At 71.4% G+C, this 14872-nt stretch carries 14 protein-coding genes and 1 tRNA gene; 11 read left to right on the top strand and 4 right to left on the bottom strand.

Features of this window, described 5'->3' with window-relative positions:
• Positions 1–210: 210 nt before the first annotated feature.
• The 5 genes from AVW09_RS06035 to AVW09_RS06015 all read left to right on the top strand — a co-directional run bounded on the left by AVW09_RS06035 (position 211) and on the right by AVW09_RS06015 (position 7671).
• Positions 211–768 carry a cysteine hydrolase family protein gene (locus AVW09_RS06035; RefSeq protein WP_063257154.1) on the top strand — a complete coding sequence of 186 codons (558 nt, stop codon included), beginning with the start codon at positions 211–213 and terminating at the stop codon, positions 766–768.
• A gap of 84 nt (positions 769–852) precedes the next feature.
• On the top strand, positions 853–1593 hold the full coding sequence (locus tag AVW09_RS06030; protein ID WP_231901783.1) for a hypothetical protein: 741 nt from the start codon (positions 853–855) through the stop codon (positions 1591–1593).
• Positions 1593–3137, top strand: coding sequence for a DNA polymerase Y family protein (locus AVW09_RS06025; RefSeq protein WP_063257162.1), 1545 nt, complete (start codon positions 1593–1595; stop codon positions 3135–3137). The genes AVW09_RS06030 and AVW09_RS06025 overlap by 1 nt, the downstream gene beginning before the upstream one ends.
• 105 nt (positions 3138–3242) lie before the next feature.
• Entirely contained in the window at positions 3243–6677 is a 3435-nt protein-coding gene (locus AVW09_RS06020; protein WP_063257153.1) for an error-prone DNA polymerase, read from the top strand.
• Positions 6678–6744: 67 nt separating this feature from the next.
• On the top strand, positions 6745–7671 hold the full coding sequence (locus AVW09_RS06015) for a DUF2510 domain-containing protein (RefSeq protein WP_063257152.1): 927 nt from the start codon (positions 6745–6747) through the stop codon (positions 7669–7671).
• 67 nt (positions 7672–7738) lie between these two features.
• On the opposite strand, the gene coaBC is transcribed toward AVW09_RS06015, so the two are convergent.
• Positions 7739–8941: a bifunctional phosphopantothenoylcysteine decarboxylase/phosphopantothenate--cysteine ligase CoaBC gene (gene coaBC, locus AVW09_RS06010; protein WP_063257151.1), complete on the bottom strand. Its 1203-nt coding sequence runs from the start codon at positions 8939–8941 to the stop codon at positions 7739–7741.
• A 123-nt stretch (positions 8942–9064) separates the two neighbouring features.
• Between coaBC and AVW09_RS06005 the strand changes: the two genes are divergently transcribed.
• The 4 genes from AVW09_RS06005 to AVW09_RS18195 all read left to right on the top strand — a co-directional run bounded on the left by AVW09_RS06005 (position 9065) and on the right by AVW09_RS18195 (position 10790).
• Positions 9065–9799: an NRDE family protein gene (locus AVW09_RS06005; protein WP_063257150.1), complete on the top strand. Its 735-nt coding sequence runs from the start codon at positions 9065–9067 to the stop codon at positions 9797–9799.
• Positions 9800–9815: 16 nt separating this feature from the next.
• Positions 9816–9888: transfer RNA gene (locus AVW09_RS06000), tRNA-Arg, on the top strand.
• A gap of 36 nt (positions 9889–9924) precedes the next feature.
• A complete protein-coding gene (locus AVW09_RS18200; protein WP_231901782.1) occupies positions 9925–10347 on the top strand; it encodes a hypothetical protein in 423 nt (140 codons plus the stop codon).
• Entirely contained in the window at positions 10290–10790 is a 501-nt protein-coding gene (locus tag AVW09_RS18195; RefSeq protein WP_063257148.1) for a DUF4436 family protein, read from the top strand. Before AVW09_RS18200 ends, AVW09_RS18195 begins: the two co-directional genes overlap by 58 nt.
• Positions 10791–10848: 58 nt before the next feature.
• Here AVW09_RS18195 and AVW09_RS05985 read toward each other — a convergent pair whose 3' ends face one another.
• Together AVW09_RS05985 and AVW09_RS05980 are read right to left on the bottom strand one after the other, a co-directional pair.
• Entirely contained in the window at positions 10849–11133 is a 285-nt protein-coding gene (locus AVW09_RS05985; protein WP_063257147.1) for a Fe-S cluster assembly protein HesB, read from the bottom strand.
• A 126-nt stretch (positions 11134–11259) separates the two neighbouring features.
• Positions 11260–12111: a helix-turn-helix transcriptional regulator gene (locus AVW09_RS05980; protein ID WP_063257146.1), complete on the bottom strand. Its 852-nt coding sequence runs from the start codon at positions 12109–12111 to the stop codon at positions 11260–11262.
• Positions 12112–12249: 138 nt separating this feature from the next.
• Here AVW09_RS05980 and AVW09_RS05975 point away from each other — a divergent pair, with 138 nt between their 5' ends.
• Complete coding sequence (locus AVW09_RS05975) at positions 12250–12600, top strand: DUF485 domain-containing protein (protein WP_022879047.1); 351 nt, start codon at positions 12250–12252, stop codon at positions 12598–12600.
• Positions 12597–14213: a solute symporter family protein gene (locus tag AVW09_RS05970; protein WP_063257145.1), complete on the top strand. Its 1617-nt coding sequence runs from the start codon at positions 12597–12599 to the stop codon at positions 14211–14213. The genes AVW09_RS05975 and AVW09_RS05970 overlap by 4 nt, the downstream gene beginning before the upstream one ends.
• A 93-nt stretch (positions 14214–14306) precedes the next feature.
• Here the strand turns inward: AVW09_RS05970 and AVW09_RS05965 are convergent, their stop codons facing one another.
• A complete protein-coding gene (locus tag AVW09_RS05965; RefSeq protein WP_063257144.1) occupies positions 14307–14834 on the bottom strand; it encodes a methylated-DNA--[protein]-cysteine S-methyltransferase in 528 nt (175 codons plus the stop codon).
• Between the last annotated feature and the right edge of the window lie 38 nt (positions 14835–14872).

Below are 14872 nucleotides of genomic sequence, written 5' to 3'. Positions count from 1 at the left end.
GGGGGGGCGTGGCATCCGTCTGGCTCCGTTCGGTCTCGCGCGCTTGCTCGGTGATTCGCGCAACGTCAGTTCCCGATGGCCGTGCGCGACTGAGGTCGTGAGGATCGCTGACGTCGTGCGGTCGCCGGTCTCGAGTTCGCGGCGGTTTCCCGACGGTGGTCGTCCGCTCTGTTGCGCCCGCGGCGTCCCGGTCGGTGGTGTGATGGAGGCATGACTCGTGCTCTCCTCGTGATCGACATGCAGCGGGGTTTCGACGACCTCGATTTCTGGGGTCCGACCGCCAATCCGGACTGCGAGGCGAACGTCGGCGCTCTCGTGGCGCGCTGGGAGGCGGACGGGGAGCCCGTCGTCGTGGTGCGACACGACTCGCGTTCGGAAGGGTCGCCGTTGCATCCCTCGTCGCCGGGCAATGCCCTGGTCGACGTCGTCGCAGCGGTGGAGCCGGCGCTGTTCGTGACCAAGAACGTCAATTCGGCGTTCTACGGCGACCCCGATCTGCACGCGTGGCTGGGGGAGCGCGGCATCCGGGAACTGGTGATCTGCGGCATCCAGACGAACATGTGCGTGGAGACGACGGCGCGGATGGCGGGCAACCTCGGTTACGACGTGGCCGTCGTGCTGGATGCCACCCGCACCTTCGATCTGTCGGCCGAGGTCGCGGGCGCGGGGACCGTGACGCGCTCGGCGGCCGAGCTCATGGCCGCGACCGGGCTGGTGCTGCAGCAGGGCGGATTCGCCCGGATCGTGGGGACCGCCGACCTGATCTGAGCCGCTCACGGCGATGTCGGAGGGTGATCGTATCTTCGAACCACAGGGATTGAGAGTGTAGAACACATGTTCTAACCTGTGGGAGTGAGGGCGATCGTGCGAGACCAGGCGGAGGCCGTTCCCGACATCCACGCGCTCCGGGATCGGCTCGAGCGGATGCAGGGGCGTCGCCTGGACGCGCCGGTGCTGCCGACGCATCCCGCCTTCACCTCGTTGCTTCCCGGCGGCGGTCTACGGTCGGGGTCGGCGTACGCGATCGCCCGCTCGATGTCGCTGCTGCTGGCGCTCATGGCTCGGCCCTCGCAGGACGGGGCGTGGTGCGGCGTCGTCGGCATGCCCGAACTGGGCGCCGAAGCCGCCGAGAAGTACGGTCTCGACCTCGACCGGCTGGTCTTCATCCCCGATCCCGGGCCGCGCTGGCTGGCGGTCACGGCCACGATCGCCGAGGTCCTGCCGGTCGTGGCGGTGCGCCCTCCGGCGGGGGCGAACACCGCGCGAGGAGGAACCGAAGCCACCCGGCTCGCGGCGCGGTTGCGCGATCGCGGGACCGTGCTGCTGGTGCAGGGCCCGTGGCCGCAGGCGGAGGCCGTGATCGACGTCGCCGATCCGCGGTGGGCGGGGCTCGGGCAGGGGCACGGCTATCTCGCCGGGCGTGAGCTCACGGTGTCGGTGCGCAGCAAGCGCACGCCCACGGCTCGGCGGGCGCGCATGCTGCTGCCCGCGGCCGACGGCTCGATCGAGCTGCTCGGCGCACCCACCGAGCGGCTCGTCCCGCGCGACGGCGCGGCGTACCGGCCCGAGTACCGGGAGAGGGCGGCGGGATGATGCGCGAACCCACGCGCAGCCTCGTGCTGTGGCTCCCCGACTGGCCGGTGTCGGCGTATCGCCGCGAGGCGGCACGGCCACCACGGGCCGACGCGCCCCTGGCGGTGTTCGAGAACAACGCCGTGGTCGCGTGCTCGGCCGCGGCGCGCGCTCAGGGCGTTCGGCGTGGCCAGCGACGCCGTGATGCCCAGGCTCTCTGTCCGTCCGTCATCGTCGTCGCCGCAGACCCGGTCCGTGACGCGCGCGTCTTCGCCCCGGTGGTGGCGCTGGTGGAGGAGCACGCCCCGGGCGTGCAGATCGTGCGCCCCGGACTCTGCGCCCTTCGCGCGCGCGGTCCGGCGCGGTATTACGGCGGCGAAGAAGAAGCGGCACGCATGCTCGTCCGACTGCTCGCGGCCGAGGGGTTCACCGACGCCCGCGCGAGCGTCGCCGACGGCGTCTTCACCGCCGAGCACGCCGCCCGCGTCACCCGGGCCGACGACCCGGTGCGCGTGGTGCCCGGCGGGCAGGCGGCTGCGTTCCTCGCCCCGCTTCCGGTGACCACGCTCGACGACGTCGACCTGGCGAGCCTGCTCGCCCGTCTCGGCGTACACACCCTGGGCGAGTTCGCCGCGATGCCGGTCGAGCGCGTCCGCGAGCGTTTCGCCGAACGCGGGGCCCGACTCCACGCTCTCGCTTCCGGGCGCGACTCCCAGCCGGTGCAGCCCCGTACGCCTCCGCCCGAACTGCGCCGCGAGGTCGCCTTCGAGCCGCCGCTCGAACTCGCCGACCAGATCGCCTTCGGCATGCGTGTCGCCGCGGAGGAGTTCATCGCGCGCCTGGGGGAGCAGAACCTGGTGTGCACCGAACTGCGCGTGGTGCTCTCGGGCGAGCGGGGGGAGCGCAGCGAACGCGTGTGGCTGCACCCCGGGTCCTTCGACGCCGGTGCCGTGGTCGACCGCGTCCGCTGGCAGCTCGCGGAAGACGGTCGCGGCATCTTCGGCAGCGGGGTGGCGGGGGTGTCCATCGAGCCCGAGGCGGTCGACGACGCGGCCCACCACGCCAAGGGGCTGTTCGGCGCCGGTCCGGACGAGCGGGTCCACCATGCCCTCTCCCGCGTGCAGGCGATGCTCGGGCACCGCGCCGTCGTCACCCCCGTCGTCGGCGGAGGGCGCTGGCTGGCCGAACGGCAGGTGCTGGTGCCGTGGGGAGACCGGGCGGTCACGGCGAAGGACCGTGCCCGGCCCTGGCCGGGGAGCCTTCCCGATCCGTTGCCGGCGACCGTATATCCCGAGCCGCGACTCGTGGAGGTCACCGACGTCGCGGGAGCATCGGTGACGGTGGGGGAGCGCGATGTGCTGAGCGCACCACCGGCGATCCTCGAGGCCGGAGGGCGACGAGTGCGGATCCGGGAGTGGGCGGGGCCCTGGCCGATCAGCGAACGCGGGTGGGATCCCCTGCGGCGACGGCGGGCCCACCGGTTCCAGGTGGTCGACGCCGACGGCGGCGCGTGGCTGCTCGTCGTCGAAGAGGGCGAGTGGCGGGCGGAGGGGCGCTATGACTGAGCGGCGGGACGCGGCGCGTGTGGCCTCCGGAGCGGCCGCGACTCGTGCGCCGGTCACGTTGCCCGCGCTCCTCGTCCTCGGGTCCGGGCGGAGAGGAGGGCGCTGATGGGCTTCCACAATCCCCCCGTGAAGTGGTCGGAGCTCGAGCGCGCGCTGAGCGACACGCGCCGACCGGTCTCCGCCCCGGCGAACGGCGACGGCGGCGACAGCCCGGCGTGGTCGCACAAGCGCGGTCCCTACGTTCCCCCGACGATCGAGCGCCCTGCCGATGCCGTTCCGTACGCCGAGTTGCACGCGCATTCGTCGTACTCCTTCCTCGACGGGGCGTCCTCGCCCGAGGAACTCGTCGAAGAAGCCGAGAAGCTCGGGCTCCATGCGCTCGCCCTCACCGACCACGACGGGTTCTACGGCATCGTCCGCTTCGCCGAGGCGGCGGAGGCCCGCGCCGTGCGCACCGTCTTCGGCGCCGAGCTCTCGCTCGGTCTCCCGGGGCCGCAGAACGGTCAGCCCGATCCCGCCGGTTCCCATCTCCTCGTGCTCGCCCGAGGTGAAGAGGGGTACCACCGGCTCGCCGCCGCCATCACGCACGCGCAGCTCTCCGGCGGCGAGAAGGGGCGCCCGGTCTACGACCTCGCCGACCTGTCCGAACGCGCCGGGGGCCGTACCGATCCGCAGTGGGCGGTGCTCACCGGATGCCGAAAGGGGAGCGTGCGTCAGGCTCTGGCATCCGAGGGTCCGGCGGGAGCCGCCCGCGCGCTCGACCGCCTGGTCGATCTGTTCGGACCCGAGTCCGTGCAGGTGGAGCTCATCGACCACGGCAGCCCGCTCGATTCGGCCCACAACGACCTGCTCGCTTCTCTCGCCGCCGAGCGCGGCCTCCCCGTCCTCGCGACGAACAACGTGCACTACGCGGCCCCGCAGAAGGAGCTGCTCGCCGCGGCCGTCGCTGCGGTGCGCGCCAATCGCAGTCTCGACGAGCTCGACGGGTGGCTGCCCGCGCACGCCGGGGCGCACCTGCGTTCCGGGGCCGAGATGGCGGCGCGGTTCGCCCGGTATCCGGGAGCGGTCGCACGGACCGTGTCGCTCGCCGACGAGCTCGCCTTCCCGCTGCGCCGGGCCAAGCCCGCGCTCCCGAAGCAGACGGTCCCCGAGGGGCACACGCCGATGTCGTGGCTCCGGCATCTGGTGTGGGAGGCCGTGCCGCGGAAGTATCCGAAGCTCTCCGCCGCCGATCGCGATCGTATCGAGCGCGAACTCGCGGTCATCGAGATGAAGGACTTCCCGGGCTATTTCCTCATCGTCTACGGGATCGTCGCCGAGGCCCGACGGCGGGGCATCCTGTGCCAGGGGCGGGGGTCGGCGGCGAACAGCGCCGTGTGCTACCTGCTCGACATCACCGCGGTCGACTCGATCTTCTACCGCCTGCCGTTCGAACGCTTCCTGTCGAGTCTGCGCGACGAAGAGCCTGACATCGACGTCGACTTCGACTCCGATCGCCGTGAAGAGATCATCCAGTGGGTCTACGAGACCTACGGTCGCGATCGTGCGGCGCAGGTCGCGAACGTCATCCAGTACCGGCCCAAGAACGCGGTGCGCGACATGGCCCGCGCCCTCGGCCACTCCCCGGGCCAGCAGGATGCCTGGTCGAAGCAGGTCGAACGCTGGGGCGCGACGCTCGAGACCGGTGCCGACCACGACATCCCCGACGAGGTCATCGAGTTCGCGTCCGAGCTGCTCAAGGCGCCTCGACATCTCGGCATCCATTCCGGCGGCATGGTGCTCACCGATCGTCCGGTGGGCGAGGTCGTGCCGATCGAGCACGCCCGCATGGAGAACCGCACGGTCATCCAGTGGGACAAGGACGACGCCGCGTGGATGGGGCTGGTGAAGTTCGACCTCCTCGGGCTCGGCATGCTCGCGGCGCTGCAGTACTGCTTCGACCTGATCCGGGATGCCACGGGCGAGCGGTGGGAGCTGTCGACGCTGCCGAAGGAAGAGAAGGCGGTTTACGACATGCTGTGCCGCGCCGATTCGATCGGGGTGTTCCAGGTCGAGTCCCGCGCACAGATGGGGTTGCTGCCGCGCCTGCAGCCCCGGAGGTTCTACGACCTCGTGGTGCAGATCGCGCTGATCCGCCCGGGGCCCATCCAGGGCGGCGCCGTGCATCCCTTCGTGCGACGCAAGCTCGGGCAGGAGCCGATCACCTACGTGCACGAGAACCTCCGGCCGGTGCTCAAGCGCACCATGGGCGTGCCGGTGTTCCAGGAGCAGCTCATGCAGATGGCCGTCGCCGTGGGCAACTGCACCGCCGAGGATGCCGACCTGCTGCGACGTGCGATGGGGTCGAAGCGCGGCCTCGAGCGCATCGATTCGCTGCGCGAGAAGCTCTACGCCGGCATGGCGAAGAACGGGCTCGTGGGCGCGGTGGCCGACGAGCTGTACGCCAAGATCCAGGCGTTCGCGAACTTCGGGTTCGCCGAGTCCCACTCGCTGTCGTTCGCGCTGCTGGTCTACGCCAGCTCGTGGATCAAACTGCACTACCCGGCGGCGTTCCTCGCGGGCCTGCTGCGCGCGCAGCCGATGGGGTTCTACTCGCCCGCGACGCTCACCGCCGACGCGCGCCGCCACGGCGTGCGGGTGCGGCGCCCGGATCTGCTGCGGTCCGGAGTCGAGGCGGGACTCGAGCCGCTCGACGATGAGTCCGGGAGCCCGGATGCCGACCGCCGCCGCCCCGCCACCGGGCTGGACGCGTGCACGTGCGCCGACCAGCCGCCGACCGGGGACTTCGACCGTTCCGCACCCGACGAGAGCGAGGCGCACCGCCGCGACGGGGCGTTCGCGGTGCGGATGGGGCTCGCCGGTGTCACGGGCATCGGGGCCAAGGTCGCCGAACGCATCGTCGCGGAGCGGGAGCGCGGGGGCGCCTACCGCGACCTTCGCGATCTCGTGCGCCGCACGGGGCTCGTGACCGCGCAGCTCGAGGCCCTCGCGACGGCCGGGGCGTTCGAGTGCCTCGGGCACTCGCGACGCGAGGCGATCTGGCTGTCGGGTTCGGCGGCGCTGGACCGGCCCGAGTTCCTGCCCGACTCGGTCGCCTTCGTGCAGCCTCCGCTGTTCACCGACCCGTCGAGCTACGAGGTCCTTGCCGCCGACCTGTGGGCGACGGGGCTCTCCACCGACGACCATCCGCTCACCCATTTCCGCTCGGCCCTCGATGCGCGCGGCGTGCTCACCTCGCGGGAACTGCGCTCGGCCGAGACCGACCGCCGCGTCGAGGTGGCGGGGCTCGTCACGCACCGGCAGCGGCCGGCGACGGCATCCGGGATCACCTTCCTCAACCTCGAGGACGAGCACGGCCTCATGAACATCGTGTGCTCGGTGGGGGTCTGGAACAGGTACCGCCGGATCGTGCGCGAATCGCCCGCGCTGATCGTGCGGGGCATGCTCGAGAGGTCGGTCGAGGGGGTCACGAACGTCGTCGCCGACGGGTTCACCGATCTCCGTGTCGGGGTCTCGCACGCCTCGAGGGACTTCCGATGACGTCGGGGGCCGTCACTAGACTCGGGGGGACACGCACGCCATGCCGCAGCATCACAGGGGGAACGACATGACCGACACGCCCACTCCGCCCGAAGGCTGGTACCCCGACCCCGCGGGGAGCGGCGGACTCCGTCGCTGGAACGGCACCGGGTGGACCGACGAGGTGCGTCCGTCCGCTGCGGAGGCGCCGGTCGCCGCTCCCGCCGAGCCGGCCGCCCCCGCCGAGCCGGCCATCCCGCCGGCCGCCGCTCCCGCCGAGCCGGCCGCCCCCGCCGAGCCGGCCATCCCGCCGGCCGTCGCACCCGCCGAGCCGGCCGCCCCGCCGGTTCCGCCGGTCGCCCCGGGCTCGGACGCTCCGACCCACGCCGGTGCCGCTGCCGCCCCCTCCGGTGGAACCCCGTCCTACGGCGCGGCCTCCGGCTTCCCGGCTTACCCCGGCTCCGGCGCACCCGCATACCCTGGCTCGCCCGCAGACGCGGCCCCGTCATCCGGCCGCGCCGACATCCCGACGAACACCGTCTGGATCTGGCTCGTCGTCGTCCTGCCGCTCGTCGCGCTGATCCCGCTCTTCCTCTTCGACTGGGCGACCTACCTGCAGGAGTCGATGTACGCCTCGATCTACCCGCAGCAGGCTCCCTACGCCGCGTCGGCGTCGCTGGCCGTCTCGGCCGGGGGCTCCGCGTTCAGCTTCGTCATCGCCGGACTGACCGTTCTGTTCTCCTACCTCGACTGGCGTCAGCTTCGCGCCCGCGGCATCCAGAAGCCCTTCCACTGGGCGTGGAGTTTCTTCGTCCTCGTCGTCTCCAGCGGTGCGGTGTACATCATCGGGCGCGGAGTGATCTTGCGGCGTCAGACCGGGAAGGGACTCGGACCGGTCTGGGGATGGATCGCGGTGACGCTCGTGACGATCATCGCCGTCGTGATCTGGGCGGTGACGCTGTTCAGCTCGCTCGCCCCGCTGATCGAACAACTGTCGTACTCCACGGGCTACTGACTCACCGCCGGAGTGTCGGCGCGGGCATGGTGCGCCCGCGTCGACCGCGTGCCAGGCCCGCGCAGCCTCAGCGCCAACGCGCCGCCAGGACGGCGTCCAGCAGCGCGTCGGCCGTCTCCGCCTTGGAGCCGGCTGCCTCGCCGACGACCTCGCCGTCACGCCCGATGATCTTGAGGGCGTTGTCGGCCGTCTCGAAGCCGCTCGTCCAGCCGACGGCGTTCGCGGCGAGGAGGTCGACGCCCTTGCGAGCGGCCTTGGCGCGGGCACGCTCGAGTAGCTCGTCCTGGCTGTCGACGGTTTCGGCGGCGAACGCGACGATGGTCTGGCCCGGTCGGCGGGCTGCGACGAGCCCCGCGACGATGTCGCGGTTCTCGATCAGTTCGAGGGTCAGACCGCCCGGGGTGTCCTGCTTGCGGAGCTTGTGCTCCGAGACCGCGGCGACGGAGTAGTCGGCGACCGCCGCGGCCATGATGACGACGTCGGCGTCGGGGGAGGTGGCATCCATCGCCCGTCCCAGCTCGTCGGCCGTGCCCACCGAGATGACCTCGACGCGCGGATCGGGGCGGACATCGGCGTCGAGGTGCGCCGCCACCAGGGTGACGGTGGCGCCGCGGTCGGCGGCGGCACGCGCGATCGCGACGCCCTGGCGGCCGCTGGACCGGTTGCCGAGGAAACGCACGGGGTCGATCGGTTCGCGGGTGCCGCCGGCGCTCACGAGCACCGAGAGCCCCGACAGGTCACGCGGACGTTCCACGAGGGCGAGGGCGGCCGCGACGATCTCCTCGGGTTCCGACATCCGCCCGGGACCGCTGTCGCCTCCGGTGAGCGCGCCGTCCGCGGGGCCGACGACGTGCACGCCGCGCGCACGGAGCACGTCCATGTTGTGCACGGTCGCGGGATGCCGCCACATTTCGGTGTGCATCGCGGGCGCGACCACGACCGGAGCGGTCGTCGCGAGGAGCGTGGTGCCGAGGAGGTCCGACGCGAGCCCCGCGGTCATCGACGCGAGGGTGTTCGCGGTCGCGGGCGCCACGATCACGAGATCGGCGGATTGTCCCAACGACACGTGCCGCACGCGAGCGACGTCCTCGTGCACGGAGGTCGTGAGGGGATTGCGGCTGATCGCCTCCCACGTCGGCAGCCCGACGAACCGCAGCGCGTCGTCGGTCGGTACGACGTGCACATCGTGCCCCGCCTTCACCAGCAGCCGGACGAGCCCGACGGTCTTGTAGGCGGCGATGCCTCCGGTCACTCCCACGACGACGAACATGGGCCCAGTCTCCCAGGTCGAGGGGCGCGCGGTGGCGTCACGGGAGCCGGACGCCGTGCGCTGAGCCCTCGTCCGTACGCCGCACCCGCCCACCGCGGCCCCCGCGCCGGTAGCGTGGAGGGAATGTGCACCGTGGTCGTGGACGTCCCGCGCGAGAGCGGTCAGCCCGTCCGGGTGCTGGCCGTCCGGGACGAGGACCGGAACCGTCCGTGGCGTCGTCTCGGCGCCTGGTGGCCGGAGCAGCCCGCCGTGCGGGGGATCCGCGACGAGCGCGCGGGCGGAGCCTGGCTCGCTGCCGATCCGCGCGCGGGACGCCTGGCCGTGCTGCTGAACCGCGAGGACCTGTCCGGGCGGTCGGACGACGAGGTCGTGAGCCGGGGTGGCATCCCGTTGCAGTCGGTCGCCGGGTCGCTCCCGGAAGCCCCGGTCACGCGAGGCTTCAACCTGGTGGAAGTGGATGCCGACGGCGCCACCGTCGTGGAATGGGACGGCCTCGCCGCCCGCCGCACTCGCCTGGCGCCCGGCACGCACATGATCGCGCACGATGGTCCCGACGATCCGACCACGCCGCGGGTCGGTCGCTGGCTGGAGGACTTCCGTCGCGCCGGCATCGCCGAGGACGACGACTGGTGGGGTCCGTGGCTCGCGGTGGTCGAGGCATCCACGTCCGACCCGGCCTCGTCGATCCTGCGCCGCGACGCGCACGACGACGTCGTGCTGGAGTCGTTGCTCGTGTGCGTCGCGACGGTCGACGCGAGCGGCGTGGACGTGCGCGAAGCCGTGCTGTCCGAGCCGGGGGAGTGGGATGCCGCGCTCGCCGCCCAGCTCCGCGTCGGCGCCGCGGCACGCTCGCAGTAGGCTGGAAGGCAGTCCCGCCTCCGTAGCTCAGGGGATAGAGCGCCGCACTCCTAACGCGGGCGTCGCAGGTTCGAATCCTGTCGGGGGCACCGAAGCCCGTCCTCGCGCTCTGTCACACTGACTCCGTGAGCAGCCCCGCGTCCTCTCGCCGCCGCCCGGTCCTCTGGACCGTCGGTTCCGTCGTCCTGTTCGTCGCGCTCTACGCGACCGTCGTGGGTCTGTACGCCGGGAGCGGCGACATCGTGGGCAGCGCCGACGGAGAGACCTCGGGCGACACGGTGGCGCTGTCGTTGACGCCGGAGAAGATGGATGCCGCGACCAACCGCCTCACCGTGTCGATCCTGCCCACGCAGGGCGAGGACGGGACGGTGACGAACGGCCTCATCGCGCACCGGCCCTTCGGCGTCCTCGTCTCCGCGCGGTCGCCGGGTCGAAGGCGACGCAGTTCGCCGAGGGCGACCTCATCTCGCCGATCGAGACGTCGCTGGTCATGGACGGACAGATCGAGAACTGGCCGTTCGACCGGTACGCGGTGCGCTCGATCATGACGGCTCTGCAGGACGATGCGGCGGGGGAGTCGACCCCGCTGCCCACGACCGTGCAGCCGTCGAAACGTGGCATCCCGGGCTGGGACATCACCGTCTCCGAGACGCCCGTAGGCGACGGTGTGAACGCCGTGGACATCGCGGTCTCGCGCTCGGGGTCGACGATCGCGTTCGGGATCGTCCTGCTCACGCTCATGGTGATCATCCCGGCGCTCGTCCTCGTCGTCGCGATCCTCGTGCTGCGGGGGAGGCGCAAGGTCGAGGTGACCACGCTGGGGTGGATGGGCGCGATGCTGTTCGCGACGATCCCGTTGCGCAACTTCCTGCCGGGATCCCCGCCGATCGGCTCGTGGATCGACTACCTCGTGGTCCTGTGGGTGCTCGCCGCGCTGGTCGCCGGGCTGGTGATCTTCGTCGTCGCCTGGATCCGGCGCGGCCCCGCCTGACCACGGCGCCCGACACGATGATGCCCCGGCGCGCGGCCGGGGCATCATCGAACAGGACTCACGCCTGGGTGGTCACCGCGAACTGCACGGAACCCTGCCCGTCCATCTGCGCGTCGAGCACGCGGTCGTCGAGCACCTGAGCGGCGTCGGCGTCCAGGAAGACACGGGCGCCCGAGTTCTCGACGACGGCGTCCTGGGGCTCCGGACCGTCGACGACGGACAGCCGGAACTGCGACTCGGGCGAGCCGGCGCCCTCGATGCGCACACCGCCCTGGGCGGCATCCGGCAGCTGGGCGGCGATGGTCTTGACGGCGGTGGTGGCCTCTTCGGTGAGCGTCAGCATGGGTGACTCTCCTTCTGTGTCGACGTCAGGGGCCAGCCACGATTCCGAGAATCGGGCGCGGTCTCAACCTCACGGCGCCATTGCCAGGGGATTCTCACGGAGCACTCAGGGCGCTCCGCGCGGCTCTCAGGGAAGCAGTCCGGCGCGGCGCGCCCGCGCGACGGCGGCATGTCGGGTGGAGGCATCCAGCTTCGACATCGCCGATGCGAGGTACGACTTCACGGTCGTCTCGCGCAGGTGAAGGGATGCCGCGATCTCGCCGTTCGTGGCCCCGACGGCCGCGCAGGAGAGGACGTCCAACTCGCGACGGGAGAGGTGGATGCCAGTGATCTCGGGCTCGATCGCTCTGTCGCCGGAGAGCGCGGCGAGGCGGGACTCCAACTCTTCGAGGCGGCGACGCACCCCTTCGTCGGGGACGGTGGCGGCGATGCTGCGGAGCTGGGCGTAGCTCTGTCGGATCTCCTCGCGCGCGCCCGCGCTGAGGCCGTCGTCACCGGGGTTCAGGGAGGCGAGACGGCGGTCCACCTCGTCGCGCACCCGCAGTTCGGTGCCCAGTTCGCCCGCGATGTCGAAGGCGGGGCGCGCCTCGCGCTCACCGAGGGGTGCCTGCGCCCAGGAGCCGCAGTACAGAACGCCGCGGGCGCTGCCCCGGACGAGCACGGGCACTGCGAACAGGGTCGCGATGCCCTCCCCGAGGATGGCGCGGTCGTAGTCGTGGGTGATGGTGCGTGCGGTGCGATAGTCCAGGGCGAGTCGGGGGCGCCGCTCGACGAGCGCCCGACCGCCGAGACCCCGCTCGGCGTGGACGACCAGCCCCTCGATGCTGCGCGTGCGGGCTCCGACGACGGTGGAGACGTGGACGGCGCCGTCGTGCTCCAGGCCACCGAAAGCGACGGGAAAGTGCGTGCGCCGCGCGAGTTCGGTCACGGCGTGCGACACCAGCGTCACGTCGTCTCGGAGTGCGATCGGTGTTCCCACGAACTACCTACTTCCGGGGGTGACGGCTGCGTCGCCGCCTTTCGTAGCGTCGACCCTACCACCGGGAAGGCCCTCCGACCCGGTGTTTTCCCCCCTCCGGCGCGCCGATGCGCCGGTCTCATGAGGCAAGGAGGCCACATGACGGACAACAGGATCGACGGCGCCCCGCGCGGCGTCGACTACATCGCGGTCGAGGAGTCCGCCCCGTTCCGGGAGCTGAAGCGGCGGCAGCGCAGCTTCATCTTCCCGATGGCCGTGGCGTTCCTCGTCTGGTACTTCGTCTACGTTCTGCTCTCGTCCTTCGCTCCCGACTTCATGGCGCAGCCGGTGTTCGGCGCCGTCACCGTGGGCCTCGTCTTCGGTCTCGGGCAGTTCGTCACGACGTTCGCGATCACGATGGGCTATGTCGCGTACGCCAACCGGCGACTCGACCCCGGCGCGGAGAGTCTGCGCGTGGAACTCGAGCGGGCCGAACGGGGTGAGTCGTGAACGAGGTCTTCGCCACCGTCCACGCGGCGGTTCAGACGGTCGAGAACAACCCGGTCCTGAACATCTCGATCTTCGGTGCGTTCGTCGCCGTGACGTTGTTCATCGTGATCCGGGCGAGCCGGAACAGCAAGACGGCGGCCGACTACTACGCGGCCGGGCGTTCCTTCACCGGCCCCCAGAACGGATTCGCGATCGCCGGCGACTATCTGTCGGCGGCCTCCTTCCTCGGGATCTGCGGGGCGATCGCGATCAACGGGTACGACGGGTTCCTCTACTCGGTCGGGTTCCTGGTGGCGTGGTTGGTGGCGCTGCTCCTCGTGGCCGAACTCATGCGCAACACCGGCAAGTTCACGATGGCCGACGTGCTGTCGTTCCGCCTGAAGGAGCGGCCGGTCCGGATGGCTGCGGCCATCACGACGCTCGCGGTGTGCTTCTTCTACCTGCTCGCGCAGATGGCGGGGGCGGGTGGCCTGGTGTCGCTGCTGCTCGGGATCACCGAACGTGTGGGCCAGTCGATCGTCGTGGCGGTCGTCGGCATCCTGATGATCGTGTACGTCCTGATCGGCGGCATGAAGGGCACCACGTGGGTGCAGATCGTCAAGGCGTTCCTCCTCATCGGTGGGGCCGTGGTCATGACGATCTGGGTGCTGGCCATCAACGGGTTCAACCTCAACACGCTGCTCGAGAGCGCGGTCGCCGCATCGCCGAAGGGCGAGGCGATCCTCGGGCCCGGCCTGCAATACGGCGCGAACCCGTGGGACTTCCTCTCGCTCGCGCTGGCGCTGGTCCTCGGCACAGCGGGCCTCCCGCACGTCCTGATGCGCTTCTACACCGTGCCCACGGCAAAGGAGGCTCGTCGCTCGGTGGTGTGGGCGATCTGGCTGATCGGTCTGTTCTACCTCCTCACGCTCGTACTCGGCTACGGAGCCGGTGCCCTCGTCGGGCCCGAGGCCATCCTGGCCGCGCCCGGCGGAGTGAACGCGGCGGCGCCGCTGCTGGCCCTCGCGCTCGGCGGACCGATCCTGCTCGGGTTCATCTCGGCGGTGGCGTTCGCGACGATCCTCGCGGTCGTGGCGGGCCTGACGATCACGGCGGCGGCGTCCTTCGCGCACGACATCTACGCCAACGTCGTGAAGAAGGGCAACGTCCCGCCCGACGGTGAGGTCAAGGTGGCGCGGCGCACGGTCATCGTCATCGGCATCCTCGCGATCATCGGCGGGATCGGCGTGCAGGGGCAGAACGTGGCGTTCCTCGTCGCGCTCGCCTTCGCCGTGGCCGCGTCGGCGAATCTCCCGACGATCCTGTACTCGCTCTTCTGGCGCCGCTTCACCACGCGCGGTGCCGTGTGGAGCATGTACGGAGGGCTGGGGTCGGCGCTCGTGCTGATCCTCCTCTCGCCGGTGTTCTGGGGCGGACCGACCAGCGTGTTCGCGAACACGGGTGTGGCGATCTGGCCGCTGAACAATCCGGGCATCGTGTCGATCCCGCTCGGCTTCCTCCTGGGCTGGCTCGGCTCGATCACGTCGAAGCAGACCGAGGATCCGCGCAAGGCCGCCGAGATGGACGTGCGTTCCCTCACCGGTTTCGGCGCGGAGAAGGCCTCGAACCACTGATCGCGTCCTCGCCCGGTCCGGCCCACGCGCCGGGCCGGGCCAGGCCGTTCCGCTCGGTTCCGCGGCCAGCCGCTGCGCTGACCCCACGCCGCGCTACGCCGGCGTCCGCAACCGATCCGCGACGCCGTTCTCCAGATCGAGCAGGAAGTGCTTCACCTCGGGGTGTCCGCCGTATTCGCCGATCGATCCGTCGGCGCGCACGACGCGATGCACCGGCACGACGATGGAGAACGGCGTGTTGGCGCATGCGGTGCCCACGGCCCGCGCGGCGCCGGGGGAGCCCGCCATGATCGCGACCTCCCCATATGAGGCGACCTCCCCGTATGGGACACGTCGTACGGCCTGGAGCGCGTCCCGTGTGAACCCCGTGACGAGGCGCCAGTCGAGAGGGATCTCGAACGTCTGACGTCGACCGTCGAAGTACTCGTCCAACTGGGCGATGGCATCCCGAGCGGGTCCTGGATCGGGGTCGGGAACCACGCCCAGCCGGTGGGCGATCGCGGCCCGCGCGACGTCGACGCCATCGTGGGCGACGTCGAGATGGACCAGGGCGTCGTCGAGGAAGGTCAGGAGGATCGGGGCGAACGGGCCGTCGTACACGGTGCTGGTGGCTGTGCTCATTCCCTCATCCTCATCACGCCGTTCCGACGCCGCAGGGT

This window comes from Microbacterium sp. T32, assembly GCF_001619615.1.
Classification (GTDB): domain Bacteria; phylum Actinomycetota; class Actinomycetes; order Actinomycetales; family Microbacteriaceae; genus Microbacterium.
The sequence above is the reverse complement of the archived record's forward strand: the minus strand, read 5'-3'. Positions and strand labels throughout refer to the sequence as shown.

Bases quoted from the DNA above. Each gene is read 5' to 3' on its own strand.
- AVW09_RS06035 (WP_063257154.1), top strand. From the start codon at position 211: ATGACTCGTGCTCTCCTCGTGATCGACATGCAGCGGGGTTTCGACGAC.
- AVW09_RS06025 (WP_063257162.1), top strand. From the start codon at position 1,593: ATGCGCGAACCCACGCGCAGCCTCGTGCTGTGGCTCCCCGACTGGCCG.
- AVW09_RS06020 (WP_063257153.1), top strand. From the start codon at position 3,243: ATGGGCTTCCACAATCCCCCCGTGAAGTGGTCGGAGCTCGAGCGCGCG.
- AVW09_RS06015 (WP_063257152.1), top strand. From the start codon at position 6,745: ATGACCGACACGCCCACTCCGCCCGAAGGCTGGTACCCCGACCCCGCG.
- coaBC (WP_063257151.1), bottom strand. From the start codon at position 8,941: ATGTTCGTCGTCGTGGGAGTGACCGGAGGCATCGCCGCCTACAAGACC.
- AVW09_RS06005 (WP_063257150.1), top strand. From the start codon at position 9,065: ATGTGCACCGTGGTCGTGGACGTCCCGCGCGAGAGCGGTCAGCCCGTC.
- AVW09_RS18195 (WP_063257148.1), top strand. From the start codon at position 10,290: ATGGACGGACAGATCGAGAACTGGCCGTTCGACCGGTACGCGGTGCGC.
- AVW09_RS05985 (WP_063257147.1), bottom strand. From the start codon at position 11,133: ATGCTGACGCTCACCGAAGAGGCCACCACCGCCGTCAAGACCATCGCC.
- AVW09_RS05975 (WP_022879047.1), top strand. From the start codon at position 12,250: ATGACGGACAACAGGATCGACGGCGCCCCGCGCGGCGTCGACTACATC.
- AVW09_RS05965 (WP_063257144.1), bottom strand. From the start codon at position 14,834: ATGAGCACAGCCACCAGCACCGTGTACGACGGCCCGTTCGCCCCGATC.